Origin of the sequence: Leptothoe sp. LEGE 181152, assembly GCF_032906605.1 — a bacterium.
GTDB lineage: Bacteria > Cyanobacteriota > Cyanobacteriia > Phormidesmidales > Phormidesmidaceae > Leptothoe > Leptothoe turfae.
Window position 1 is genome coordinate 12,452 of record NZ_JASATU010000049.1, and the last position, 24,755, is coordinate 37,206.

The 24,755-nt window shown below is 46.3% G+C and carries 21 protein-coding genes and 1 rRNA gene; 8 read left to right on the plus strand and 14 right to left on the minus strand.

What is annotated here, in order from left to right:
• Positions 1 to 18: 18 nt before the first annotated feature.
• Positions 19 to 2,118 (plus strand): caspase, EACC1-associated type, encoded by a 2,100-nt coding sequence (locus QGP82_RS24820; protein WP_499061335.1) that lies wholly within the window; start codon positions 19 to 21, stop codon positions 2,116 to 2,118.
• A gap of 25 nt (positions 2,119 to 2,143) precedes the next feature.
• Here QGP82_RS24820 and QGP82_RS24825 read toward each other — a convergent pair whose 3' ends face one another.
• The 8 genes from QGP82_RS24825 to QGP82_RS24860 form a co-directional block, all read right to left on the minus strand.
• On the minus strand, positions 2,144 to 2,323 hold the full coding sequence (locus tag QGP82_RS24825) for a hypothetical protein (RefSeq protein ID WP_499061336.1): 180 nt from the start codon (positions 2,321 to 2,323) through the stop codon (positions 2,144 to 2,146).
• A 26-nt stretch (positions 2,324 to 2,349) separates the two neighbouring features.
• On the minus strand, positions 2,350 to 3,666 hold the full coding sequence (locus tag QGP82_RS24830; RefSeq protein ID WP_499061337.1) for a DUF6745 domain-containing protein: 1,317 nt from the start codon (positions 3,664 to 3,666) through the stop codon (positions 2,350 to 2,352).
• Between the two features lie 46 nt (positions 3,667 to 3,712).
• A complete protein-coding gene (locus tag QGP82_RS24835; protein ID WP_499061338.1) occupies positions 3,713 to 4,270 on the minus strand; it encodes a DUF8820 family protein in 558 nt (185 codons plus the stop codon).
• 352 nt (positions 4,271 to 4,622) lie between these two features.
• Positions 4,623 to 5,780: a TPM domain-containing protein gene (locus QGP82_RS24840; protein WP_499061339.1), complete on the minus strand. Its 1,158-nt coding sequence runs from the start codon at positions 5,778 to 5,780 to the stop codon at positions 4,623 to 4,625.
• 160 nt (positions 5,781 to 5,940) lie between these two features.
• On the minus strand, positions 5,941 to 6,801 hold the full coding sequence (locus tag QGP82_RS24845; protein WP_250564624.1) for a transporter substrate-binding domain-containing protein: 861 nt from the start codon (positions 6,799 to 6,801) through the stop codon (positions 5,941 to 5,943).
• Positions 6,802 to 6,906: 105 nt separating this feature from the next.
• A complete protein-coding gene (locus tag QGP82_RS24850; RefSeq protein WP_499061340.1) occupies positions 6,907 to 7,551 on the minus strand; it encodes an amino acid ABC transporter permease in 645 nt (214 codons plus the stop codon).
• An 8-nt stretch (positions 7,552 to 7,559) separates the two neighbouring features.
• Positions 7,560 to 8,231 (minus strand): amino acid ABC transporter permease, encoded by a 672-nt coding sequence (locus QGP82_RS24855; RefSeq protein WP_499061341.1) that lies wholly within the window; start codon positions 8,229 to 8,231, stop codon positions 7,560 to 7,562.
• Between the two features lie 16 nt (positions 8,232 to 8,247).
• Complete coding sequence (locus QGP82_RS24860; RefSeq protein ID WP_284681684.1) at positions 8,248 to 8,370, minus strand: hypothetical protein; 123 nt, start codon at positions 8,368 to 8,370, stop codon at positions 8,248 to 8,250.
• A gap of 58 nt (positions 8,371 to 8,428) precedes the next feature.
• On the opposite strand from QGP82_RS24860, the gene QGP82_RS24865 reads away from it, so the two are divergent.
• The gene (locus QGP82_RS24865) at positions 8,429 to 8,623 is read left to right on the plus strand and encodes a hypothetical protein (protein ID WP_163659088.1); all 195 of its coding nucleotides are present in this window, start codon (positions 8,429 to 8,431) and stop codon (positions 8,621 to 8,623) included.
• 3 nt (positions 8,624 to 8,626) lie between these two features.
• On the opposite strand, the gene QGP82_RS24870 is transcribed toward QGP82_RS24865, so the two are convergent.
• Positions 8,627 to 10,633, minus strand: coding sequence for a hypothetical protein (locus tag QGP82_RS24870; RefSeq protein WP_499061342.1), 2,007 nt, complete (start codon positions 10,631 to 10,633; stop codon positions 8,627 to 8,629).
• A 246-nt stretch (positions 10,634 to 10,879) separates the two neighbouring features.
• Here QGP82_RS24870 and QGP82_RS24875 point away from each other — a divergent pair, with 246 nt between their 5' ends.
• From QGP82_RS24875 to QGP82_RS24885, 3 genes are all read left to right on the plus strand, one after another.
• Positions 10,880 to 11,599, plus strand: a complete 720-nt coding sequence (locus tag QGP82_RS24875) for a winged helix-turn-helix domain-containing protein (protein ID WP_163659090.1) — start codon at positions 10,880 to 10,882, stop codon at positions 11,597 to 11,599.
• Between the two features lie 74 nt (positions 11,600 to 11,673).
• Positions 11,674 to 12,792 (plus strand): sensor histidine kinase, encoded by a 1,119-nt coding sequence (locus QGP82_RS24880; protein ID WP_163659091.1) that lies wholly within the window; start codon positions 11,674 to 11,676, stop codon positions 12,790 to 12,792.
• A gap of 178 nt (positions 12,793 to 12,970) precedes the next feature.
• Positions 12,971 to 14,041, plus strand: a complete 1,071-nt coding sequence (locus QGP82_RS24885; protein ID WP_163659092.1) for a serine/threonine-protein kinase — start codon at positions 12,971 to 12,973, stop codon at positions 14,039 to 14,041.
• On the opposite strand, the gene QGP82_RS24890 is transcribed toward QGP82_RS24885, so the two are convergent.
• The gene (locus QGP82_RS24890) at positions 14,038 to 14,958 is read right to left on the minus strand and encodes an alpha/beta fold hydrolase (protein WP_499061343.1); all 921 of its coding nucleotides are present in this window, start codon (positions 14,956 to 14,958) and stop codon (positions 14,038 to 14,040) included. The genes QGP82_RS24885 and QGP82_RS24890 overlap by 4 nt on opposite strands.
• Before the next feature lie 168 nt (positions 14,959 to 15,126).
• On the opposite strand from QGP82_RS24890, the gene QGP82_RS24895 reads away from it, so the two are divergent.
• The 3 genes from QGP82_RS24895 (at position 15,127) to menD (ending at position 20,603) form a co-directional block, all read left to right on the plus strand.
• On the plus strand, positions 15,127 to 16,842 hold the full coding sequence (locus tag QGP82_RS24895) for a diflavin flavoprotein (RefSeq protein ID WP_163659094.1): 1,716 nt from the start codon (positions 15,127 to 15,129) through the stop codon (positions 16,840 to 16,842).
• A 516-nt stretch (positions 16,843 to 17,358) separates the two neighbouring features.
• Positions 17,359 to 18,780, plus strand: coding sequence for an isochorismate synthase (locus tag QGP82_RS24900; RefSeq protein WP_499061344.1), 1,422 nt, complete (start codon positions 17,359 to 17,361; stop codon positions 18,778 to 18,780).
• Positions 18,777 to 20,603, plus strand: coding sequence for a 2-succinyl-5-enolpyruvyl-6-hydroxy-3-cyclohexene-1-carboxylic-acid synthase (gene menD / locus QGP82_RS24905; RefSeq protein ID WP_499061345.1), 1,827 nt, complete (start codon positions 18,777 to 18,779; stop codon positions 20,601 to 20,603). The genes QGP82_RS24900 and menD overlap by 4 nt, the downstream gene beginning before the upstream one ends.
• 68 nt (positions 20,604 to 20,671) lie before the next feature.
• Here menD and QGP82_RS24910 read toward each other — a convergent pair whose 3' ends face one another.
• From QGP82_RS24910 to rrf, 4 genes are all read right to left on the minus strand, one after another.
• Entirely contained in the window at positions 20,672 to 21,616 is a 945-nt protein-coding gene (locus QGP82_RS24910) for an SPFH domain-containing protein (RefSeq protein WP_163659097.1), read from the minus strand.
• Positions 21,613 to 21,990 carry a hypothetical protein gene (locus QGP82_RS24915; RefSeq protein ID WP_499061346.1) on the minus strand — a complete coding sequence of 126 codons (378 nt, stop codon included), beginning with the start codon at positions 21,988 to 21,990 and terminating at the stop codon, positions 21,613 to 21,615. The genes QGP82_RS24910 and QGP82_RS24915 overlap by 4 nt, the downstream gene beginning before the upstream one ends.
• A 414-nt stretch (positions 21,991 to 22,404) precedes the next feature.
• A complete protein-coding gene (locus tag QGP82_RS24920; RefSeq protein WP_499061347.1) occupies positions 22,405 to 24,420 on the minus strand; it encodes an ankyrin repeat domain-containing protein in 2,016 nt (671 codons plus the stop codon).
• 226 nt (positions 24,421 to 24,646) lie between these two features.
• Positions 24,647 to 24,755: ribosomal RNA gene (gene rrf, locus QGP82_RS24925) — 5S ribosomal RNA — on the minus strand; the annotation flags it as partial.

Here is a 24,755-nt window from a genome sequence, read left to right on the forward strand (position 1 = left end):
CTGCTAATTGCTGGGTGAATGGCTAAGAAAATTGCATTGCTGATTGGTGTTGGGGAGTATGGCAATGGGCTGAAGCCACTGCGATGTCCAGCCAATGGTGTGAAGACGATGCAAGTGCTACTGAGAAATCCTGATATTGGCGGCTTTGACGAAGTAGTACCGCTGATTAATCCGGATGTGGGGACGATGCAGGCCCGCATTGGTGAGGTATTTGGCCAGCTATCCAAAAATGATCTAGTGCTTTTTTACTTTACCGGTCATGGCATCAAGGATATGACCGGTAAATTTTACCTATCTACGGCTCAGACTCAGCTGTTTGAAAGCGGCACCCTCAACCCGGGCACTGCTGTTTCAGCAGACTTTGTGAAAGGTGTTATTGGTAATTCCTTGGCTCAACGAAAGGTAGTCATCCTCGACTGTTGCTTTGGGGCAGCCTTTGCCAAGGGCTTTTTGGGCATGGATGATAGCAGTATTGATGTAGAAACTCAGCTAGGTGGAAAAGGTTGGTGCGTCTTGACAGCATCTACATCGACTAAATATGCTCTAGAGCAAGAAGGTGAAGACCTATCAGTGTATACCCGCTACTTAGTGGAGGGTTTAAAGACTGGTGGTGCTGCTCCCGACGGACAAGAACTAATCTGTATCAGAGATTTGCATAGCTATGTGCAAATCCAGGTAAAAGCCGCAGCTCCGGCAATGGAGCCTACAATTTTTAACGCAAAGCAAGGAGAAGAGATTGTTATTGCCAGAGTGCAGTTGGATAACTCACAGCGCTATCGCAAGCAGGTACAAACCAAAATAAAAAATATACGCAATATTACATTGAATGAATTTGCCCTTAACGGTAATTATTGGACACTGGCAGACGTTATTCGTCCTACAGCTTTTCATAATTTGACTTTGTTGAAAGAACAATTAGGTTTGACAAATGAAGTTACCGAAGCGATACAAGAAGAATTTCTTAAGCCCTACAGGGAAAAAACTAAGAGTTTAGCTAAATACGCTGATTGCTTAAAAGCAGAAAAGGACTATGGCTATCCCCTTGATAACGATGCTATCAAGGAATTAGAGGAATCTAAGCAACTGCTCAATTTACGAGATGACGATGTGCAGTTGGTGGAGAATAAGATTCTAGGCCACTGGTTGAAGCAACAGCCTCACAAACAGCTACCAGTTGAATCGTCTACGCTACCTAATAAGAAGCCTGTATCAGACTTATCGGCTCAAAAATATCAACAACAACAACAGAAGCTAAAGCATCCTAAATTTTCTTTCAAGATAGTAAAAGTAAATAACAAAGGAAATGTCATTGAAACTAAACAAAGTAAGGCGGAATGCTTTGCCGAAGACTTGGGTAATGATATTACGTTAGAAATGGTGCACATCCCAAGTGGCACGTTTATGATGGGAGCTGCCGAAGGAGAACCAGGTGCGAGTGGATATGAGTACCCGCAACATAAGGTGACAGTGCCTGAGTTTTGGATGGGGAAATTTGCGATCACTCAGGAGCAATGGCAGGCGGTGGCAAGACTCAAAAAAGTTGAGCGAGATTTAGAGAGCGACCCGGCACACTTCAAAGGAGTAAAGCGACCGGTCGAATGCGTGTCTTGGCAGGATGCTGAGGAGTTTTGTAAGCGGTTGTCAAAAAAGACAGAGAAAGAATATATGCTGCCCAGCGAAGCTCAATGGGAGTATGCATGTCGGGCTGAAACCACAACACCGTTCCATTTTGGGCTAGCAATCACTACAGAGTTAGCCAACTATGATGGGAGCACTTATTATTGGAGTTATAGCTATGGTAGTGCTTCACGAGAAAAGTATCGTCAGGAGACAAGCGATGTAGGCAGCTTTGCGATCGCAAACGCATTTGGTCTCTATGATATGCACGGCAACGTGTGGGAGTGGTGCCTGGACCACTGGCATGATAGCTATACTGGAGCACCGACGAATGGTAACGCTTGGGTTACTGGTGGTGATTCATCTCTACGCATACTGCGGGGTGGTTCCTGGAACTATAATCCAGGTTACTGTCGCTCTACTAAGCGCCGCAGGGCCAATCTTGGGAACCGTCTCAACAGCTTCGGTTTTCGGGCAGTCTGTTTTTCCGCCAGGACATAATATTTACTCTTTTAGCGCGAAGCGCTTACTCGCCTCCAGGCTCTGCCTGGGCAGCTCTACTGGTGGCTCCGCCACGAATACTAGAGGCAGAGCCTCTGGAAATCGGTCCAGGCAGAGCCTGGGACCTAGAGGGGGGCAATCGGTAACCACACTGGTTCTCCCAAATAATTCCGATGACTCGCATAACATCAGTGGCCTGGATCATCCACATACCTGCGCTTTACCGGATTATTAAGACTGTTGTGCAAACTGTTCAGGATAAATTCCCCAATTCACCCACCGAATCGCTTCCCTTGCCGACTGTAAGTTAGGAGGCACACGAATAGTATGAATAAAGTTAGTACTGGGGCAAATCATCTTCAATAAAGAAATAGATTGACCATCAATATCATCAACCAACTCGTTTAATTTAAGTAGGGTATACTCTTGCCAGGAATCCACCTCCGAAGCATTTAGTTCCTTACAAATACGCTCGTACCCAATACCCTGAATTAAAATTCGCCGTAGTTCAGCATTGTTTTCATTCAATACCCATTCTGCAACCCAGTTTTCAGGTTTAACCTGTCCATATTTTTTAGGCAGAGCGACCCCATGGTGAAAGTAAAGACCATACCCATCTTCATATAAAACAGAAAACTCTCCTTCTCCATGAAGACGCTCATTTACATCAAAGGAGAGCTTAATAGGACGACTACAAACAAAGCAAACTTTTTCATAAGGTAAAACCCAACCACAACGGGTGGTTAAACCGTGAAAAGCAGACCATTTCTCAGAGTCGTATTTACAATTTAGTATATTGATACAAAAGTCCCACCAAACTGCCTGAACCGCCCATAGCTCTGGATAAATACACTGATCGTAAGCAATATATTGGCTGAGTTGCTTACCCAAACGATGCACAAAGCGGCTAAATTGTTGATGTTGTAACAAGATCTCTAACCGTTTCAGCTGAGAAAATACCGACTTATCATTGATACGATGGCGTAGTTTACGCACCAAGCAAGCCACCATTTGCATATGAAGCCGCCCAATTTGTTTTTCTACTAAGTCAGTCAAAGAATGTTTTAAGGGCGGATTAGAAAGCCTCTGTTTGATTAAAGATAATTTGTCCACAGACAAACGGCGTTCTGGCCGATCAATCAGTGGTTGCCGCAGTTTTTTCAGGAGATCGCTTTGTGGTTTTCCTAAGGTCTCACTGCTCTGTTTTCTTAATGAAATGCCTAAGTTATGCACCAAAAACTGGGCAAGTTGGCTATTTAGATCGGGGCCACATTGATTGAGATATATTTCAACTCTTTCAATCAGCTGTTGCTCCAAGTCTCCAACCAGGTTTTCAAGGATATGTCCCAGGGCAGCATAAGGACTCTCACAAAAAACAACTTGAGGTAACGGTAGGCCTACAGCTGCATAGGCTGTCGTAATCGCCTCAGTTGCATGTTTTGGATCAATCGCTTTTTCGGGAAAGATATGGGATTCCCATTTTTTCTCTATCTGTGATGCCTTCTTAAGTTGTTCTGATGTTAGGTGAGTCGGTTGTTTCCAAAACATCTGCTGCCCTCTAAAATGTGCGTTTTATCTACACTCAGAACAGGGATTAATCGACCACATACTTCCAATTACTTAAAGATTTTCGCTTTCCAGCTTTCTTTGAGGTAGTTTTACGTTGACGTTTGGATGTCGTTTGGGAAGAGGGTGTAACTGCTGAAGATGTATTAACATCTCTAGTGCTATATTGCTTGTCTCTATATCCCAGCACATCAGCCATCAATTGCTGCTTAGAGCTAGCTCTCACACTATCAACAATTTTCTTTAGAAATTCTTGATCGGCATTTTCTTCAGTAATAAACTCTTGGTTGAGTTGGGATGAAAAGGCACCATTTTTGCGTGGGACATACTCCCTTTGAACATATATCTTCCAATTACCGTAGTGAACTTTTAAGGGCCGATGTTCATCATGGGACAAAATCGCCACCTTAGAGCGGACCTTGAGATAAAGTTCCCCCTGGTGGGAAAATAAAGTAGCAATGCCTTTACTGATGCGATGTGAATGCCCCGTAGACATGCCTTCTAGCAAGGTAAGATGGGGCAGTTCATCACCAAGAACATGTGAGGTTGGCAATAGAATGACATCTCCCTGGCGTATTGGTCTCATAAACCTATTCCTTGAGTCAAAATTTGATTGTTATCAACTCTATACAAAGATCAGCAGGAAACTAATGAGGCAGGGTGTATGAACTGAGCGCTATGTATTGTTAAAAATCTTACTGGAGTAAAGCTTTACGCAATTAATTTTGCCCATATATTACGGATATAAAAATCGAAAAAGTTTACATTAATTCAGTATTTTCACTACCATTTTGAAGCTTGAGGCTTACATGATGCCAGTCCACAAGACTGATTTCATAAATGCTCCAATATTGATAAAGCTTTAATAAAGCCAACTTGGACCATACAAACCTGTTTTAGGCAACTTGCGACGTTTTATTACCAGCTCCTACTGGTGATTACCAGCTCCCACTGGCTCCACCCCCTGAAGAACGACCTCCCCCTCCTCCTGAAGAAGAACCTCCTCCAAACGAGCTACTGCTACTTGACTTTTGCTTTCTGGGAATCGTCACTGTGTAGGTATTCTCATAAGAACAATGCTGACATGTCTCAGTTACCCGAGCAGTTCCTGAAGAGGAATAAGTGGCTGGGCGAATTATATCTCGCCTAGATAAAAGAGTTTTGTAATGACACCCTCTACAGGTTTTATACTGAGACAACAAACTACCATAGCGATTAATATTATGGCTTTGACAGCTAGGGCATTGCCAAACATCATAATCAACAGAACCTAGTTGTTCCTCCACATTTTGCCCTTGATCCAAATACTGATTGTCACTGTTCTCATCCAGACGCACCATATCAGCACCACAGTCCGGACAACGACGACGACGGTAGCGTAAAAATTGCCTCATTATCAAACCAACACCACCCAAACCAGTCAGACCACCCCCCACTAACCAGTTCTTATGATTGCCATGGCCATCGTAAGAAGGCGCAGTGTCACGGCTGACGACAGGGCTACTTGACCGAGATGCTGCCGCTGGTGATGATGTTGTTGTTGTCTCCTCAGGCTGAGTTACACGCCGGATAATTGCTTCAGTCCCCTGCAAAATTCCACCACTGTAGTCGTCTTGCTTAAAGCGCGGCACCATGTACTCATCAATCACTGACTTCATTGCAGAGTCCAGAGACGTGCCGTAGCCAGAACCCACTTCTATCCTTACTTTTCGATCATTCACAGCCACCAACGTCAGAATGCCATTATTCTTTTCGGCATCACCAATGCCCCAGGTATTAAATAAGTTGGTAGCAAACGACTCAATCGTACTGTCCCCAGTCCCATAGTCCTGAATTGAATTAAGGGTAACAACCGTAGCTTCAATGCCATGGTTAGCCTCCAGGTTTGCCAACGATTGCCGAATGCTGATCGCATCCTCTGGGCGCATCAATTGAGCATAGTCGTTGAGGTATGGATCGCTGGCTGTGGGATACCCCGTTTGAGCCCAGGATGGTAACACACTAAGATGAGAGAATAGAATGGTTGCGATCGCAACCACTGTCACTATCACCCCTCGCCGCATCCAATGCACAGGCATGTTAGGTCTACTAAGCATAGTTACGATCACCTGAAGAGCCATTGTTATCTACAGACCTTCAGAATTATATTTCGGATTTTTCCATACAACAACATCAAGAAAATACCGGTTGCTGAAGAATACTGTACTCAGCAACCGGTGTTTTTATGACTGACTTGTTACAAAAGCGATGAATTCCCTAGAACGCAGGTAAAGCAGGCAACGGCTCTCCTAACCATTTCTGGGAAAAGTCATCTAATTGACCACCTAAACGCTTGTGATAGACAAATGTGTTCACCCATTGGAGTAAGTCAACCTCACCACGACGTAGGCCGATGTGAGCGGGGGATTCTTTGATGATAAATTTGCCCTCAATAGTCTTGTCGGGGTTGTTCTTTGATAGCTCAGATGCAACCACATTACCTGTGGCAATCATATCCACCTGACCAGAAATCAAGGACGATGCTGTCAGGCTGTTGTCAGCAAAGCGCTCTATCTGTACATCATCGCCCACCGCATCGGTCAGTTCCAGATCCTCTAAAGTCCCCTGGGTCACCCCGACCTTATAACCACCTAAATCGTCAAATTCACCCACACCAGAAATCTCCGATGAGCCGTAAATTCCAGAGAAAAATGGAGCATAGGGAATGGAGAAGAAAATAGACTTAGCCCGCTCAGGATTAGCTCCCATACTGGAGATTACTAAATCCACCTTATTTGTTTGTAAAAAGGGAATCCGGTTATCACTGGTCACTGGCACCAGCTCTAGCTCAACGCCCAAATCTTCAGCAATCAAGTTGGCCACATCGATGTCATAGCCTTCCAGATTACCGCTAGCATCCACAGAACCAAAGGGGGCAAAATCTTGGGGTACCGCAATTTTAATTGTCCCTGCTTCAATGATGCGGTCCAGACTGGAAACAACAGCAGCATCGTCCTGAGCTGTCACACTGGGGGAGTTACCACCACCAGCACAGGCTACAGCAACCAACGAAAACACACAGGCGATCACTGCAATGGAGATGGTTTGCAGCCACCGTCTTGGGATAGAAAAACCCATGATTAAAGAATCCTCACTCAAATCCTTATGGGGCTAAGGAATGTACGATAGGCCCACCGTAGCAGGCTGAATAGCAATCACTGTATCCTGGGTTACTTTTTTATCTCAGTATGCTAAGGATTTCTCTAGTTTTCGGCTGGCAACAGAAATTGGAAAACAAATGCCGAAGTAAACAATGGCAGTAACCAAATATACAAAAAAGGGTTCGAAGGTCACATTTATAATATTGGTAGCTGAACGGGCCAGTTCAACAAAGCCAATGGCAGAAGCGAGAGAGGTTCCTTTGATCACCTGTGCTAGAAAACCTACAGTGGGAGCAATGGAGCGACGGACAGCCTGGGGCAAAATCACTAACCCTAACTGTTGACAGTAATTCATACTTAATGCCTTGGATGCCTCCCACTGGCCAGAGGGAATCGACTCCACCGAGCCGCGCCAGATGTCTCCCAGGAAGGCACTGGTAAAGGTAGTTAGGGCAAGCGTTGCAGACATCCAAGGACTAATGTCAATGCCCAAGATGCTGATGCCAAAGAACGCCAGTAAAAATTGAATGAGCAGGGGTGTGCCCTGAACAATTTCTAGATAGACCCAGCTGATGCCCTTAAGAGGGCGAAATGGAGAGATTCTCATCAGCATAAGGAGGAAACCAGCTACGCCTCCACAAATAAACGCAATGGTGGATAACAGCAACGTCCAGCGGGCGGCCCATAATAGAGCAAAGACAATATCTAGGTGACTAAAATCTCTCATGTAATCCCTCAAATGTAGCGGGTGAAGGTGAAAAGGCGACGGTGACAGAGCTGAGCGACGAGTTTAAAGCTGAGGGCCAGCACTACATAAATCAGAGCCAGGGCAAAGTATACTTCAAAGTCTCGGAAGGTGCGCGATCGCAAAAAATTTCCCATAAACGTGAGCTCTTTAGCTGAAATTTGCGACACTACACTAGTTAGTAGCAATAGCAACACCATTTGGCTGGTGAGTGCCGGGTAAATATTGGCAATGGCGGGCTTAAGGATCACCAGACGAAAAATCTGCCATCTGTTTAACCCAAGGGACATACCTGCCTCAATCTGGCTTTGCTCAATGGACTGAATGCCGGATCGAATGATCTCGGTGGAGTAGGCTCCAAAATTAATGGTAAGCGCCAGCAAAGCGGCCTGACTGCTGCCCAACCGTGGCCCCAAGCTAGAAATACCAAAGAAAATAAACAGCAGTTGCACCAGGAAGGGCGTATTGCGAATGGTCTCCACATAGGCAGCTGCTAACATACCAAAATAACGATTGTCAGAGGTACGGCAAAGGGCACCAACTATCCCTATCATTAACCCTAAAACAATGGCCAAAGCTGACAGCTGCAGGGTGAGGCCCACTCCTGCCAATAACAAATCCCAATTATCCCAAATGACTTGAAACTGAAACCGATAGGTCATTATTTATCTATGCATCCTAAGCTGTGACTGTTGCTACTTGCCAACCCAGAGTGCGGGCTCGCTCCTGGGCAATTTTAGGCACATCTGCAGCAATAAATTGTTCATGAAGGATCTGAACGCTAAGGAGATGATTGATCATGGCATCAATCTGTACTTGCTCGGCAACGGGTATACTCAGGTGACGACAATTTGCGGCAATGTACGTTATAGATCGAGACCGCTACCCTCATCTTGATCTGCGGGTCGACCATGACGAGCAGCCCCTGGTTACCCTGCGCACTGCCTTTGAAGAGTCTTGCAAGGATTATTATCAGTCCTTCCGTCAAGCGATGCCTTCAGAACAGGCTCAGGTGTTACCCCTGGAAACACCCTGGTTAGATGAAGCAGTGTAAGTCTTATTTCACCACTAACGTTTTGACATAGCCTTCTAACTCAGGGCTAAACCGAGCGATAAAACCGCCGTCGGCACCATACAGTTCAATCGGTAGCTGGGTGCGCTTGCCAATATTGATCACCTCTTGCAACAGCTGGTTGACTTCAACAATCATCTGATCAGAGGCCGGTACACTCACACGATTATTCGGATCGGCAATGGAGAAATCTGCCAATGCATCATAATCTTTGGCTAATTTGAGCTGTACTGCCCCCCGCTTCATCCCAAACTGACAAAACGTGGGCTTACAAATACTAGAGAAATCCTCTTTAGCCTTATCGAATCGAAGGGCTAAACGCAGATTTTCCTGAGCCTGAGACAGCGCCGGTTCATAGTTTTTTAAAAGGGTCTGACCATCGGCATAGCGTGACGTGCCCACCGGCACCCCCTTAACCTGGGTAATCGCATCGCGCCAGCCCAGCATAGCGAGGGTCCACTGTTCCTCTGATTCATATTGACGGGCCGTAGCTGCATAGCGCACAGCTTCGTTGTAAAACTGGTCGGCAGCCTGCTCCTGTTGATAGCGGGTACGCACCTTGGCTAAATCAGTCTCATAATTAGTTAACAGCTCATTCGCCTCCCCATGGGCCATGGTGCCTCTGGGAATCTGTTTTAGTTGTTTAACAGATTTATTCCAAGAGTCTAACGCCGTTTTCCAAGCAGACATTGTATTGGCAATTTCCGCTTGGTCCTTAGCTAAAGAGGCCGTCAGCTGTGCCTGATTCAAGTTTTCTTCTGCCTGCTGCTCCGACGTCACCCGTCCTTCAATCGTAGTTAAGTTATTGCGGTATTCCTGCAACTTTGGTGAAACAAACACCTCATAGATAGGGCTTCCGGCAGGAATCTCCTCTAGCTGGGCAATGGTTGCACGCCAGCGTTCTGCAATGCTTTCCCAATGGGCAATGGGGTGGGGTGGATTTTGACTTTCCTTGGCAGCGGTCAGGGCATTTTCCTGGGCGGCAGCCACTGCATTAAGCAGGTCAGCCTCACCCTGATAGTCATCCAATAACGCTTGCGCACTGGCATGATGCCTTGACCATGGGGGAATTGGCTTGAGGGTATTCACAGCGGTATTCAGCTGGTCCCCCATATCCAGTACAGTTTGCGGAGTCGGCTGATCCTGCAAAGCGATTAAGGCAGCATCTCCTAAGGCTTGGGCTTGCTGGATGCGATCGCATCCAGCCATCACACAGGGTCGACTTAACCCGTACCCCAAAGCGCCAAATACAGCTGCCATGCCAATACCCGCCGCCATCAAACCACGACTCATCGCAGGCGCATCCGCAACAGTCTCAGGTGTTTCATTCACAGCGACTGACGCCGCTTCTCCCACATCCTCTGAGATATCTTCTGGAGACTTCTCGTAAAACCCATCCAAATTTAAGAGTTCATCGACTGATGGCTCATCGACCGGCAGGTCCCCCTCCATGGGGGGCAGTTCTTCACCAAATAATAATTCTTCTCCAGATAAAAACTCTTCCTCTGATAGATCACCCGTTGCCTCATCCTCTCCGTCATCCTCCTCAAACAGGCTCTCAGAAGCTATTTCCGGCTGATTGTTCAACAAAGGTTCAAACACCTGATCGTCAAGCACCACATCATCCAACAATATGGGACCTGAACTATCTTGCAAGAGCCAATTAAACCGATGCACCGCAATGGGTTTCGCCATAAATGGCTGCTTTAAATAGACTTTAATTGGAATGGGGTCTCCCGTTGCACCCAGATGCTCTGCTTCAACAGGCAACCCATCAATCTCCAACCGATGGCGGATCGAGGTTTCTACCTCCGCAAAGACATAGTTGACAGGCACTGTGTCCACATTAGGGCTTTCCACCAGCACCATAAGCTTGCCTCGGCTAACAGCACACTGTATCGCAACTGCTTCAGGGACCTCCGGTGAGCGACTTAAATCGTAAGTCAAATCAGCCGATAGGCGACTTAGAGTAAACGCCGACGCTAGACTCATGCTCTACGCCTCCACAAAGTTAACCAACAGGACAAGTGCCCTAATAAACAACTATTCACAACGCATCTATGATGCAATCATTAGGCCTTAGCTTACCCCCATAATTTCCTTGGGCTCAGAGGGGCAAGGGGGTATTAAAGCTATTGAATAGTGGCCTATTGTTTACGTTTTCGCAAGCCCTTTTCTTCTTTGTTCAGCATCCATTTGTAGAATCCTAATATCATTGATGGCTCCATCGATTACCCCATGAACGTTCTAATCGTTGAAGACGAAACTGACATAGCTGACCTGATTCAGCTGTACTTAACCAATGAGAGCTTCACCACCGAAATCTGTAGCAGCGGCACAGCGGCCCTTGAACGTTTCCCTATTTTTCAACCAGACCTAATCATCTTGGATTTAATGATTCCCGGATTAGACGGCCTAGAAGTATGCGCCCGCATCCGTCAAACACCTGGCACCAAAGATCCCTACATCTTAATGTTGACAGCCAAAGGGGAAGAGTTGGATCGCATCATCGGCCTATCCACCGGAGCCGATGACTACATGGTCAAACCCTTTAGTCCCCGCGAGTTAGTTGCGCGGGTAAGAGCCTTATTACGCCGTAGTCTGCGTGGGGCACCTGCCAGCCACACCTATCGAACCGCCCACTTTGCCATTGACTTTGATCAGCGCTCTGCACTGTACCAAGATTCAGAGCAAACTTCAGACTCCATTGCCCTTGACCTCACACCGCTAGAGTTTGACTTGCTCGCCACATTTTTGAGCTACCCTGGTCGCGTTTGGAACCGATCACAACTCATCGAAAAGCTCTGGGGAGACAATTTTTTTGGCGATGAGCGGGTAGTCGATACCCACATTGCCCGTCTCCGTAAAAAAATTGAACCGAACCCGGCTCAGCCTACATTCATCAAAACCGTTGTCGGTGTCGGTTACCGGTTTGAAGATAACCATCAACGTTCTTAATTTTGAATTTTAAGTTTTGAGTTCAAGGCTCAATTCAAAATTCAAAACCCAAAATTCCCCATAGCCTTTAGTCCATGGCCAAAGTCCCAACAAACATTAGCTTACGCACCAGATTGCTGCTGTCCCACCTGATTGTCATGGCAGTTGCAATCATCGCTTTGGCCGGTGTCAGCCGTCTGTCCACTCCCCGATACTTTGTGGTGACGCTTGAGCGTTTAGAAGGCCGGGGGATTCGTATTCAGCAGGTGCGCGGCCAAATTTTAGAAAGTTTCACCGATGCTTGGGCTCGGGGGATGGTCTGGTCAGTTCTCTTAGGAGGAGGAGCCGCTGGTGGTATTAGTTATTTGCTATCGCGACGTATTATTCGTCCACTGACGCGGATGGAGGGAATTACCCAACGATTTGCCGCTGGAGACTGGGCAGCCCGCGTTCCTCCATCCGATATCCCAGAACTCCATCAGCTTGGCCATAGCTTTAACCGCATGGCTAGCGAACTGGAACAAGTAGAGCAACAGCGACGGGACTTAGTCAGCGATTTATCCCATGAATTGCGGACACCGCTCACCATCCTCCGGGGCTACCTGGAAGCCCTGAGCGATCAAAAATTGCCTGCCACCCCTAAAACCTATGCAAAGCTCATGGGTGAAACCCAACGTCTGCAACGTCTCGTCGAAGATTTACAAGAACTCTCGAAACTAGAGGCAGGGTATCTACCCATTCAACGACAATCCACCGATCTGACAGCCCTGACGGAGCAGGTCACCCAGCGTTTCCTCGATCAGCAGCTAGCATCAGACAAACCGCAAATTGTCGTAGATACGACTCCTGATTTACCCGCCGTTGAAGCTGACCCCGCCCGTACCGAACAGGTTCTCGTTAATTTACTGAGCAATGCTCTGAAATATACCGAAATTGGGCAAATTACTGTCAAAACCTGGCAAAATGAAAGTCAGGTTTGGCTCGCGGTCCAGGATACTGGCATAGGCATCGCTGCTGCTGATTTACCCCATGTTTTTGAACGTTTTTGGCGCGCCGACCGCTCCCGCAGTCGTGGTTCTGGTGGTACCGGTATTGGCCTCGCCATCTGCAAACGTCTAGTCGAACTACAGGGTGGCGAAATTTATGTCAGTAGTGAAGTCAATCGGGGCAGCACATTTGAATTTTGGTTACCCAAAGCTACGCAAACCCGCTAAGTTTTGACGTAGATAGCCAACCCACCGATTACAATCCTTCAACCAATAGGCCATAATAATTATTATCAATGACCGTGACTGCGGACACTCAATTGATGAGAGACTATTGCTAGCATCATGGTTTATCCAATTGAGCCCTTCTTAACCGCGGCTAGTAATCGTCCGCTTCATTTCGCTCATGTCTGAATCCAATTCCCCAGGTCGTCAAGATCCTCGCCTTAGTAAAAAGCTGTGTGATTCAGGTCAGCTTTTTCGGGAGCGTTATGAGGTTGTGCGCATTTTGGGGCGCGGTGGTTTTGGGGTCACCCATCTAGCGCGCGATCGCATGCTGCCAGGTTCACCACTCTGTGTGATCAAACAGCTATTTCCAAAAGTCAGCCATCCCATTGCCCTAGAGCGAGCTAAGCAACGATTTCGCCGTGAGGCTAGAATTCTCGGACGGTTAGGCAGCCATTCTCAATTACCAATGCTGCTGGATTACTTCACCTTTAAGGGGGAGTTTTTTCTAGTACAAGAGTATGTGCATGGAGATACCCTGAGTCGCGAAGTTCGCAAAAACGGTGCTCAAAAGGAACCTGCCGTTAAGCAGTTCCTCATCGAAGTGCTGCCAGCAATCCGCTACATCCATCGAAATCGAGTGATCCATCGGGATATCAAACCCCCTAATATCATTCGCAGTAGAGATGACAATCGTTTGGTACTGCTAGACTTTGGGGCCGTACGTGAATGTCTTCATTATGATGATGACCCTGGGGACCATGCCGCGAGTCCTACGACACATTTTGTGGGCACCATGGGGTTTGCTCCACCTGAGCAATTGGCACTACGTCCCACCTATAGCAGCGATATTTATGCCCTAGGTGTTACTTGTTTATATCTACTGACAGGTAAATCACCTTTAGAATTTGACATCGATCCCAATACCCAAGAAATCAGCTGGCAGCGCTCTGTCAACATCAGTACATCCTTTGAACGATTACTGGCTAAAATGCTGACCACTGACTTATCAGAGCGATTCAAACGCATTGATGAAGTGCAGCGTGCCCTCCAATTAGATGCCCACTACAGCAATTTAGAACTCTGCCTCAATCGCGTACCCAAGACACAAGAAGTATCCAACAAAGAAAACGTCATCGAGTTGGATCAAAATAAATCGCCAATTCAACGCCGAGCAGCCGCTATTCGTCGACTACGCCAACGTCAGCATATGAAAAACCGACCGAGCACGGGGCCTGCGTTCCCGCTTTAATTAGCCTCCACATCCGCCAAATGATTGAACCAGGCCTGGATGGTCCTATCAAGGACTTCAGGCACCTCGTCATACAAGCAGTGGCCGACATCATCAATGGCTCGATAGCTGATGTCTGGATTTGCCGCCAGGATTTGCTTCGCCCACGCCGTCGGTAAGATATTATCCTTCGAACCCCATAGCAGGAGAATTGGAGCAGCTACCTGCTGAATTAAATCAGCGGTAACATCACTAAACTCTGCTTTAGTGCGAGATTTCACTAAGTAACAAAGTGTACGGGCTGCACCGCGTTCCAAGGTAGGTCGCGTAAATATCTCCACAAGTTCATCATCTACTCGCTCAGGCTGCTGATAAATGTTAGTGAGCACCCAGCGAATAAAATAAGGCTGACGCACTAGTGCAAATAAAGGACGCAATAGTAATGGCGTTGAAAATATCCCCTCCACGCCCCGTGATAGACGGTCTGCCCACCCAGATACGAGTTCCTGACGGGCCAGCGGTAGTGTGAGCAAAATCAGCCTCTCTACCATGTCTGGATGCCGAGCAGCTGCCGTCAGAGCCACCAAAGCTCCCAGGGAATGTCCCATCAAAATTACGGGTTGCCCCATGAGCATTTGCCAAAAATCGTAGACTTGCTCCTGCCACACCTCGGCCCCTAAAACCGCTGCCGCCTTCTGGGAATGACCAAATCCCAGAAGGTCCAGGGCGTATATCGGTCGCTGTTGCCCCCATAGCTGTAAATTGGAGCGCCACTGTTCCAAATTGGCCCCAAAGCCGTGAACCAATAGCATCGGCGTCCGCTGTTGGGCCTCCAGTTCATTAGGGCGAATGTAGGTGTAGCGAATACGCCATCCTCGCCAGTACCAGAAACGCTGCTGCCCCAACTCAGGATGATTAATGGCTTGAGATCGCTTCATGGAGTCGCTCTATAGGGGCAGATGATAACTATCATGTAACTTAAGGCAGATTGCTATTAAAGGAATCAATAGTGGTGAGTGGTAGATACCTTTAAGATAGATTAAGAATCATTTACTGATGAGTTGATTAGTCCTTCAGACTCATCACTGGGGATAGCGAGGCGTACTATGACCGAGACCAAGCAGAGAGATGTTCAGGTATTGCCCATCGCAACGAATACACTGGCCCTGCGCTCCCGCAGTTGGAATCGACTGCGTTTTGAAATTGAGTATGCACTCGAAAAGGGAACAACGGCTAACTCTTATTTGATTAATGCTGATCAAATCGCATTAATCGATCCTCCGGGGGGCTCATTTACCACTATCTTTTTAGACGCGTTGCGATCGCACGTTGCCCTCGACCAACTTGATTACATTATCCTGGGTCACATTAATCCCAACCGATTGGAAACCTTACAGCACCTGGTTAATGAAGCCCCCCAGGTAACAATTGTTTGTTCTAATCCAGGTGCGATCGCCATCAAAGCAGCGGAGCTGTCCTTACAAAACCCTTTATTTGTTATCAAGAATGCCGACGAGGTTCTCGATCTCGGTCAGGACCATAAGCTGCAATTTATGCCAGTGCCCACCCCCCGTTGGCCTGACGGACTGACTACCTACGATCCTGCCAGTTGCACCCTTTATACCGATAAATTTTTTAGCGCCCATATTTGTAATGATGACGCCTACGATCTCCGCTGGGAAGATTTGTTAAACGATCGTCGTTACTACTTTGATACAGTGATGGCCCCTAACGCTAAACAGGTTGCCACCGCCCTGGAAAAGCTTAGTGAGTTTCCAGCCCACCTTTATGGAGCTGGTCATGGCCCCATGGTGAAGTATGGCATCCATGAACTCACCCACCAGTATCAACAATGGTGTGCCCAGCAAAAGCAACAAACCCTTAGTGTTGCTTTAATTTATGCGTCGGCCTACGGTAACACTGCCACCATTGGTCAAGCCATTGCCCGAGGCATCACTAAGGCGGGTGTCGCAGTTGAATCTATCAATGCTGAACAGGCTCCCCAAAGTGACATCAAAACCGCAGCCGAAACCTGTGCCGGGTTTATCATTGGTTCTCCCACCCTCGGTGGTCATGCACCGACCCAAATTCAAACAGCACTGGGTTTGCTGCTCTCCACGGCCTCTAAAAATAAACTAGCCGGTGTATTTGGCTCCTACGGCTGGAGTGGCGAAGCCATCGACCTCCTCGAAAGTAAATTACGGGATGGCGGCTATAGTTTTGGCTTTGATCCCATCCGTGTCAAATTTAAACCGGACGAAGTCACCCTCAAGTATTGCGAAGAAGCGGGTACCGACTTTGCCCAAGCTTTGAAAAAAGCAAAACGTGCAAAAGCACCCCGTACCCCCGCCAGCAACGTTGAAAAGGCCGTTGGTAGGTTAGTCGGCTCCCTATGTGTCATGACGGCTAAACAAAGTGAAGTTGCCAGCGCCATGCTGGCTTCATGGGTCGCCCAAGCGACATTTACACCGCCTGGTTTCACCGTTGCTGTCGCCAAGGAGCGCGCCATCGAAACATTGATCTATCCAGGCAATCCTTTTGTGCTCAATATCTTGGGTGAAGGCAAGCATCTAGGTCCCATGAAACAATTTCTCAAGTCCTTCACCCCCGGTGAAAACCGCTTTGAGGGTATTGATATTGAAGTTGCCGATAATGGCGCTTACATTCTCAAAGATGCGATCGCGTATCTAGAATGTACCGTCAAACATCGTATGGACTGTGGAGACCACTGGGTTGTCTATGCCACAATTGATAGCGGCCAGGTCCTCGACAACAATGCTAAGACGGCTGTTCACCATCGCAAATCCGGCAACCATTACTAATCTTGCATTAGAAGCTAACACCGAGAGTCTTAAGGATCAGTCGAGACTCTTACCAAAGCTCTGATTTTCTTACCTGCTAAGCACTTTTCTAAGAAAAGGAGTATGCTTTAACATCTCAACTCTCTTCCAGCATCTCTTGGCCGACCAAAAGATGAAATTCCCATTGCCTAGAAACGAGAGTCATTGATTATTGAGCTGCATCCCTATCTTCATGTACGTAGCACGTTTTGCTATTGCTTATAACTATGTGCGCAGCAAACTGCTATTGGTGCAGCCTCTCCTTTGGAGATATGCATAGCAACAAGCAATCTATTGAAACGCAAAGTTTTCCAGAGACCTAAGCCTACAAAGGTTTCCCCTTAGGGTAGAAGCACTAAATTCAATGCTTGGCTAGTATTCCTCACAAGGATTCATGACTCTTTACATGTCAATTGGCAAGCTAGCCCATGCGCCTAAAAATATGTTACCTGTAGAAATATTTCATTCCCTTAAAATTACACTGTTCAATATTAATTTATGACCGTTGCGCCGTATCAGTCTGATCTATTCAAAAGGTGTAAAGAAATTTATGGCTTCTTGTCAGATTGCCAGCGACAAGCAACCTATAGTCAGCATGCGAAGCTAGCTAACTTTACAGTTCCCATTAGCTCCATTGAACCGTGGCTAGTTCTACAACAGCTAGAAAAAACATACCCAATACATTTTTACTACTCCACCCCTCAATATACCCTTCTAGGATTAGGCATAACTGTTGCTCAGCAAGCTGCTGGGCCTGATCGGTTTGAGCGTATGCAACAGTTTGTAGACGTCTGGAAACGTCGCATTCTTTCATCAAACCAGAGTGGGCCGATTATTCAACCCTATTTCCTTTGTGGATTTACCTTTTTTGAGCAAGCCCATGGTCTCTTTGATCCAGCTCAGGTATTCGTTCCACAGATACAAATTCTTCAGCGTAATGGACAAACAACCGCCAGCTTAAACTATCTCATCGACGATGCTGTCAATATCACTCGTGTAGTTGATGACATTAGACAACAGATCCAGGCAATTGAAACAGCAGCAGAAAAGACTTCCCATACAACCTTCACAACGTCCTCTAGGACCTTACAAACCCCAAAGGTGATCAGAGATGTAGGCAACTTCGAACAGATGGTGGGCAGTGTACTCCCTGCCCTGAAACGATCTACGCTCCACAAAGTAGTCCTTGCTGATGCTTTAGATGTATTATCAGCCAGTCCTTTTAATATCCCAGCCTCTCTGAAAACCTTAGGTATAGCCTATAGTGATTGCTGCATCTTTTCATTCAGCAACGGCGAAGGGCCCGTTTTTATAGGTGCCAGCCCAGAAAGATTATTGAGTATCACGACATCAGTGAACGGTAAACAGCTGACAACTGATGCCCTAGCAGGTTCTGCACCTCGAGGAGACACTCTTAACAGTGATCAGCTCATCGCTGAACAATTGCTCAACAACCCGAAGGAGCGTTATGAACATCAGGTTGTTGTCGAATTTATTATAGAGCAACTAATCAAATTAGGCCTGAATCCTCAGTTTGCAGTCTCTCCAGAAATACTCCGCTTAGCCAACATTCAACATTTACACACTCCCATCCAGGCATCTCTCCCCCATAATATTAAACCCCTAACTTTAGTTAAAACACTACATCCTACTCCTGCTGTAGCCGGGTTACCTAGACCTAGTGCCAGTCAACTACTCAAGACAACAGAATCCTTTGATCGAGGGCTTTATGCATCTCCCATTGGCTGGATTGATGCAAAAGGCAACAGTGAATTTGTTGTGGGTATTCGTTCTGCTTTAATTCAAGGTCGCCAGGCAAGACTATTTGCAGGAGCTGGAATTGTTTCACAGTCAAGTCCGCGTAGTGAACTAGCCGAAGTTAAGCTTAAATTACAAGCACTGCTAGGGGCTTTGGTGTGAATACATTAGACTATCGTAATACAAACACCCTGTGGGCATCGGTCATTGTAGAAACCCTTAGTCGACTTGGGTTAACCACCGCGATTATTTGTCCAGGCTCTCGCTCTACACCACTGACCGTCGCATTGGTTCGCCATCCTAAAATCGAAACTCTGCCAATTCTAGACGAGCGTTCGGCATCCTTCTTTGCCCTGGGCCATGCTAAGAGATCGCACCAACCTGTGGCCCTCGTATGTACATCAGGAACAGCCAGCGCGAACTTTTATCCTGCCGTAATTGAAGCCAAAGAAAGTCATGTTCCTTTAATCCTGTTGACTGCCGATCGCCCTCCAGAAATGCGTGCCTGTGCATCAGGGCAAACTATTGATCAGCAAAAATTATTTGGTGATTTTGTTAATAGCTATACCGAAATGGCTATCCCCAACATCGGTCTCCTGAACTATGCTCGGCAAACCATAGTTCAAACGTGGGTGAAGGTGTTATGCCCTATTCCAGGTCCAATCCAGCTCAACTGTCCCTTTCAAAATCCCCTTGCCCCCTTAAGTGAAGCCCTAGACCTCAATATTGAGGAAAACAGCTTTTTTGAAGCTGTTTCACCTCCTATCCTGGGACAGGTTACGACCAATGTTCTTCCCAAAACATTGTTAGACAGTTGGGTTAACAACAATCGGGGCATCATTGTTGCTGGACCAGCACTGCCACAAAATCCTGAAGCCTACTGCCGTGCCGTTGCTCAGTTATCTCAGACACTCGGTTGGCCAGTGCTTGCAGAGAGTCTTTCTCCCCTGCGTAACTACCAATCCCTAAATCCTTACCTGGTTAGTACTTATGATACTTTGTTGCGCCATCATGGGGAGAAGCTAATCCCTGAAAAAGTTATCCAGCTAGGCCCCTTGCCAACCAGTAAAGTGTTACGTCAATGGCTACGGCAACAACAGCCTTACACTTATCAGGTATCGCCTTATGCCCTAAATGTGGATCCTCTTCACGGTAGAACCCAACGGCTGGAAATTTCAGTAGAGTGTTTAGGAGAATTAATTGCTACGGCGAAGTACGCTGAAAAGTGTGACAGCCAAACTAACCAATATTGTCAAACATGGATTAATTGCGATCGCACCCTCGAACAACATATCTCTCAAACACTCCAAACAATTCAAACGCCCTTTGAAGGAAAAATCTCCTGGATACTATCCCAGTATCTGCCAGAAGGGACACCCCTGATCATCGCCAATAGCATGCCTATCCGCGATATGGAATCCTTTTGGCAACCCAACGATCGCCATATTCAACCCTACTTTAGCCGCGGGGCAAATGGCATCGACGGTACCCTATCCACTGCCATGGGTATTGCCCATAACAACCAAAATAGTCTCTTACTCACTGGCGATCTCGCCTTTCTCCACGACACTAACGGCCTGTTAAACGCTCGCCACATAAACGGATCGCTCACCGTTATCCTGATTAATAATCAAGGCGGAGGCATCTTTGAAATGCTCCCCATTGCCGATTTTGAACCTCCCTTTGAGCAGTACTTCGCCGCCCCCCAAACAGTTGATATCGCAAACCTGTGTTGTGCCTATGGCGTTCAGCACACGCTTATCAATACTTGGGAACAGCTGATTCAATACATCAAAAATCTTGCCATTAACAACTATCCACCCTTACAGGTCCTAGAATTTCGCACCAATCGCAAAGCAGATGCCCATTGGCGTAAAACTCAACTGATCTCCCTAGCAAAAGTGGTCAGGCATCAGGAATCGGGAGCCAGTGTGGTGCCAGATCCTGACGCCCGATTCTCCACCTCGCTAAAATTTCCTGGCTAAAGTTGATGCTCCATTTATCAGTGTCGTCGGTAGGCAATCTCGGTTGAAAATATCTCTGTTCACACAGGTTATTGACCGTCAGCTGCGGGCGCAGCCCCTAGCTGCACATTGGGAGTCTGAACCACAGGGGCCTGCTGGCCATTCCACTTCTGCACACGGGCCCGCTCGTTACGTAGGCGCTCTAATTCCAATAGCTGGGGGGTGACTGAACCAGCCCGTAAACGATTCGCTTCCGCCTCCGCTTTTGCCTCCTCAATAAGTACCTGGGATTCACCCTTTGCACGAGCCACATTGGCCTCCGCTTCAGCCTCTACCTTACGACGATTAAACTCAGCCGTTTGAGCCGCTTGCTGAGCTGCAAACTGTTCATCAATACTGGCCTGAATCTCCTCAGGTAAACGTAATGGTCCCAACAAAGAAACATCCTGTACAACAATAAATGGGAAACGCTCTTGAGTACAGGTACGTACGGCATCTACAAGCTTTTGCTGGTTCGTTGGCAGCATTGAGGGCGTCAACTGCAAGTCTTCAGCAGACTTGCCAAAACAGTTACGCAACCCATTACGTAACTCACTAGCACGAAACTCATTGGGAGTCTTACGATAGGTTTCATAAAACTCATGAAGCTTTGTTTTAGGAGCCCCTTCAGTAACTTGTTCAGTTGTAAACCCAAAGGACACGCCTACATCCGCTGAGACAGGACTACCCCCTACAGAAAAAATCACCGATTCATCATTGGGAGACCCCTCTGTAGCATCCCGTGTAAATGGATAAGTATTGATAAATGTGGGAAATACCACCACATTTTCCGTATAGCCGTTATACCAAACACGGCCATTGACTAAACGGGCATTTTCAATACCTTTGTCACCACCATAGAGGCGAATCTTTAGACCTGCATAGCCGGGTTCTACCGTACTTATACTAGTGCCTGGAACAACTCCACAGCTTGATGTCACTGCTCCCAACACCCCTAAGGAAGCAACTAATTTCAGAAACGTTTTGAATCTCATTTTTGATATTGCCTAAGTAAATCCGAAGCGGAGAGCTGGAAACGGTAGGCATCAGGTTCAACACTCAGTATTGAAAATGTCTCAATGTCTTGACGAACGTTAAGCGATGTCGTGCCGATAAAATCTATCCAAGTTAACTGGTAATACTCCGGAAAGTGGTGAACAAACAACCGACGAGCTATACGGGCATCTATCCAGCGCATAATTACAGCGCCCACCGATAGACTTAGTAAACCCAACACAACTAACCAGATCAATACTCCCAAGAAAGGATAGTTGGAGTTTAGAAATTGAGGTGCGATCGTCGCTATCAAGAAAAGACACACCAGGAGCTCAATCACCCCAAGTAATATCCAACGGCAAAGAATTTTCACGTCTACCTATGGCTACTATGCCAAAAAAGAGCGTCAACCTCTGTCAATAGAGCGCCCCGCTCTCGCTATAACCTACTACAAATAAATTAGCGCCCATTTCGAATCATCAAAAACTATTGCTCAGTCCCGCTAGATCAATTTATATAGCTACGTAAATTCAGGCCATTCAGTCAAAGTCTTTTGTAAGAGGTTTTGCACACCTACTTAACTCTCGAAGAAAGGTCACTTGCTCACAATATTTCGATAAAACATGACAGAGTACTTTGCAAGCTATCCTCAACTATGAAAGGCTTTGATACAAATTCGACATTAGCTTTATCCTATGATCTGGTAATACTGCCTGCCGTAGTGGAGCACTTGTTGAAGAAGGCTAATAGACCAGTAGGGGCAATCTAATCTTCTTCTATTTGACAGCTACTTTGCTCCATTTTCTAATAGGAGGTTTTCTACTCTTTGGGTTGAGCGCATTCTGCGAAAAAATCTGTGAAATGATGGAGCTTGGTGATATGGATTTGCATTGCGATTTGCTCTGAATACTGTTAGCGGGGTGTCACCACTTGTAGTTGGGATATTAACATCTGCCCCTGCATTAATCAGTACCTCTGCTTTTTCCCATAACGTCCCTACTAATGCCTGCTGCAAAGGAGTCACAAATTCGGAGGTGTCACTATGCCTGGGTATATTGGGGTCAGCTCCATGGTCCAAAATTTGCTGGAGTCGATCTGTGCTGGTGTAGGCAGTAGCTGTATGTACAAGTGTGGCTCCATTATCTTTTTGAGCATTAATATCAGCACCATACTCCAGGAAAACTGCTAAGAATTTTGCAAAGTCTTGTGCCCGACGTTGGGCAACCTGGCGGCGTTGCGATTTCGATAAAGGTTTTCTGATTTCAAAGCTGCTCAGGGCTAAATGTAACGGAGTGGAGCCTTTAGTAGAGCCTTGAGAGGTTTTAGCATTGGCATTAGCACCATGGGCGAGTAAGCGTTCTGATAGCTCAATGTTATGAGATTTGGCTACCCGATGGAGCGGTGTCAGTCCTGATTGATCTCGAAAATTTATGTCTGCACCCTCGTCAACTAAAAAATCGACAACTTCAGGATTAGTTCTATAGGTGATATGGCTCAATATACCTGGATCTATCTGGCTATCGTGGTTGATCAAACGTTCAGCGGTGGCTCGACCACTGCCAAATATTACGGCCCATTGTAGGGGTGAGGAGCCATAGTTATCGGAGGCTGTATTGATATCCACTCCCTCAGCTATTAAAGTTTCTATGACCTCTATGTCATTCCTAGCCACGGCAAAATGGAGCCAGGTTGCTTGAAAATTTCCACCGATGGTAGCTCGGGCATGAAGATCAATACCCTGAGAGAGCAGAATCACTGCTGCCTCACGATCTCCATATTGGAGTGCACACTCCAATATAGACCTAGTTGCAATCTCTTTTGGTTGAACACCTACGTTTTGAAAATAAAGCTGTTTATGAATATTTTTCGTACTCACCTGAGTCTTCAAGGAACCACCTCGGCTTAAATACCTTCCAAGGGCCTTACCAGATTCACAATTCTGTTGTTTAGGATAAAGGCCAACATATTTTAAGACTCCTCTCCCCTCTAGGAAAGGGATGTTAATAACTGAGAAAGGATAAATTAGAGACAGAGCACCACCCAAAGCTAATAAGCACTTTAAATAAAAACGATGTGTTCTGTTTTTGATCTGTATCCAATATCCAATAAAAAGACAAAGAGAGCCACAAGAGATAATCAGGCTTAGGCCCATTGGCCATGCATGGGGTCGATAAACAACGAATATAATACTAGATATAAATCCTGCAAATGAGAATAACATTCCTACCCATAACTGCCTCAAATTACTAGACCTATTGGGATTAGATATTTCGTTTAGCTTAACCTGATAGCCAGTATAAGCTAGTAAATAAACACCCATAAGAATCAACATTACGCCGAAATCCCATTGACTAATGTCAGTTAGGACTGCTGAAAACCCTAGAAATACACTCCAACATCCGAGGGCTATACTGAGATAGCGTGGTCCAGGCAGTTTTCCAAGCTTCTCTTTGAGTGTTTTTTGTTTACTAGATACAGCTAGATTCTTGATCAGTCTGACCGTTGAAAGGTAATGCCAGATTTGAAACGGAAAACAAAGTATAAATACACCAGGAAAAAATAAGAGAAGATTGTCATCTATGTCCGTAAAAATACAGAAGAAAATCAAAGCAATGGAAACAACGATCGCTAAGACTTGATGATAAAGAATTAGAAACCGTCGAAGTTCTAGTTCCTTATTTTCATCTGGAACAATATAATAACGGCTCTCGATTAAAAACCAAATACCTTGACGATAGAAAAGTTTATTGCCTTCGAGATCTTCTTCAAAATATTGGTTTGCTATTTTTTCAAAGTATCCCATTGGTTTTCATGCTCCCTACACTAGGGTTTAGCTTGGTGGTTTAAGTGTGCGATCTCACACAGCTATGTGCGCCAAGTTATACATAAGTTTTCCAGGATCTTCATATCCCCTTTAAGTTGTTCCTGAAATCCTAACTGTAAGATCATTTATAAGATATTTGCATCAAGTTTTAAAAAAAGCAAAAAGCGCGTCTTGCATAGAACAAGACGCGCTTTGTAGATTAGGACCCTGGCACCGAGCTATTTTCACAAGGGGCAACCCCCTCACTATCTTCACCGCAGGTGCGTTTCACAACCGAGTTCGGGATGGGTCGGAGTGGGACCACACCGCCATTG

Bases quoted from the DNA above. Each gene is read 5' to 3' on its own strand.
- QGP82_RS24820 (WP_499061335.1), top strand. From the start codon at position 19: ATGGCTAAGAAAATTGCATTGCTGATTGGTGTTGGGGAGTATGGCAAT.
- QGP82_RS24825 (WP_499061336.1), bottom strand. From the start codon at position 2,323: ATGATCCAGGCCACTGATGTTATGCGAGTCATCGGAATTATTTGGGAG.
- QGP82_RS24830 (WP_499061337.1), bottom strand. From the start codon at position 3,666: ATGTTTTGGAAACAACCGACTCACCTAACATCAGAACAACTTAAGAAG.
- QGP82_RS24835 (WP_499061338.1), bottom strand. From the start codon at position 4,270: ATGAGACCAATACGCCAGGGAGATGTCATTCTATTGCCAACCTCACAT.
- QGP82_RS24840 (WP_499061339.1), bottom strand. From the start codon at position 5,780: ATGCTTAGTAGACCTAACATGCCTGTGCATTGGATGCGGCGAGGGGTG.
- QGP82_RS24845 (WP_250564624.1), bottom strand. From the start codon at position 6,801: ATGGGTTTTTCTATCCCAAGACGGTGGCTGCAAACCATCTCCATTGCA.
- QGP82_RS24850 (WP_499061340.1), bottom strand. From the start codon at position 7,551: ATGAGAGATTTTAGTCACCTAGATATTGTCTTTGCTCTATTATGGGCC.
- QGP82_RS24855 (WP_499061341.1), bottom strand. From the start codon at position 8,231: ATGACCTATCGGTTTCAGTTTCAAGTCATTTGGGATAATTGGGATTTG.
- QGP82_RS24860 (WP_284681684.1), bottom strand. From the start codon at position 8,370: ATGATCAATCATCTCCTTAGCGTTCAGATCCTTCATGAACAATTTATT.
- QGP82_RS24865 (WP_163659088.1), top strand. From the start codon at position 8,429: ATGTACGTTATAGATCGAGACCGCTACCCTCATCTTGATCTGCGGGTC.
- QGP82_RS24870 (WP_499061342.1), bottom strand. From the start codon at position 10,633: ATGAGTCTAGCGTCGGCGTTTACTCTAAGTCGCCTATCGGCTGATTTG.
- QGP82_RS24875 (WP_163659090.1), top strand. From the start codon at position 10,880: ATGAACGTTCTAATCGTTGAAGACGAAACTGACATAGCTGACCTGATT.
- QGP82_RS24880 (WP_163659091.1), top strand. From the start codon at position 11,674: ATGGCCAAAGTCCCAACAAACATTAGCTTACGCACCAGATTGCTGCTG.
- QGP82_RS24885 (WP_163659092.1), top strand. From the start codon at position 12,971: ATGTCTGAATCCAATTCCCCAGGTCGTCAAGATCCTCGCCTTAGTAAA.
- QGP82_RS24890 (WP_499061343.1), bottom strand. From the start codon at position 14,958: ATGAAGCGATCTCAAGCCATTAATCATCCTGAGTTGGGGCAGCAGCGT.
- QGP82_RS24895 (WP_163659094.1), top strand. From the start codon at position 15,127: ATGACCGAGACCAAGCAGAGAGATGTTCAGGTATTGCCCATCGCAACG.
- QGP82_RS24900 (WP_499061344.1), top strand. From the start codon at position 17,359: ATGACCGTTGCGCCGTATCAGTCTGATCTATTCAAAAGGTGTAAAGAA.
- QGP82_RS24910 (WP_163659097.1), bottom strand. From the start codon at position 21,616: ATGAGATTCAAAACGTTTCTGAAATTAGTTGCTTCCTTAGGGGTGTTG.
- QGP82_RS24920 (WP_499061347.1), bottom strand. From the start codon at position 24,420: ATGGGATACTTTGAAAAAATAGCAAACCAATATTTTGAAGAAGATCTC.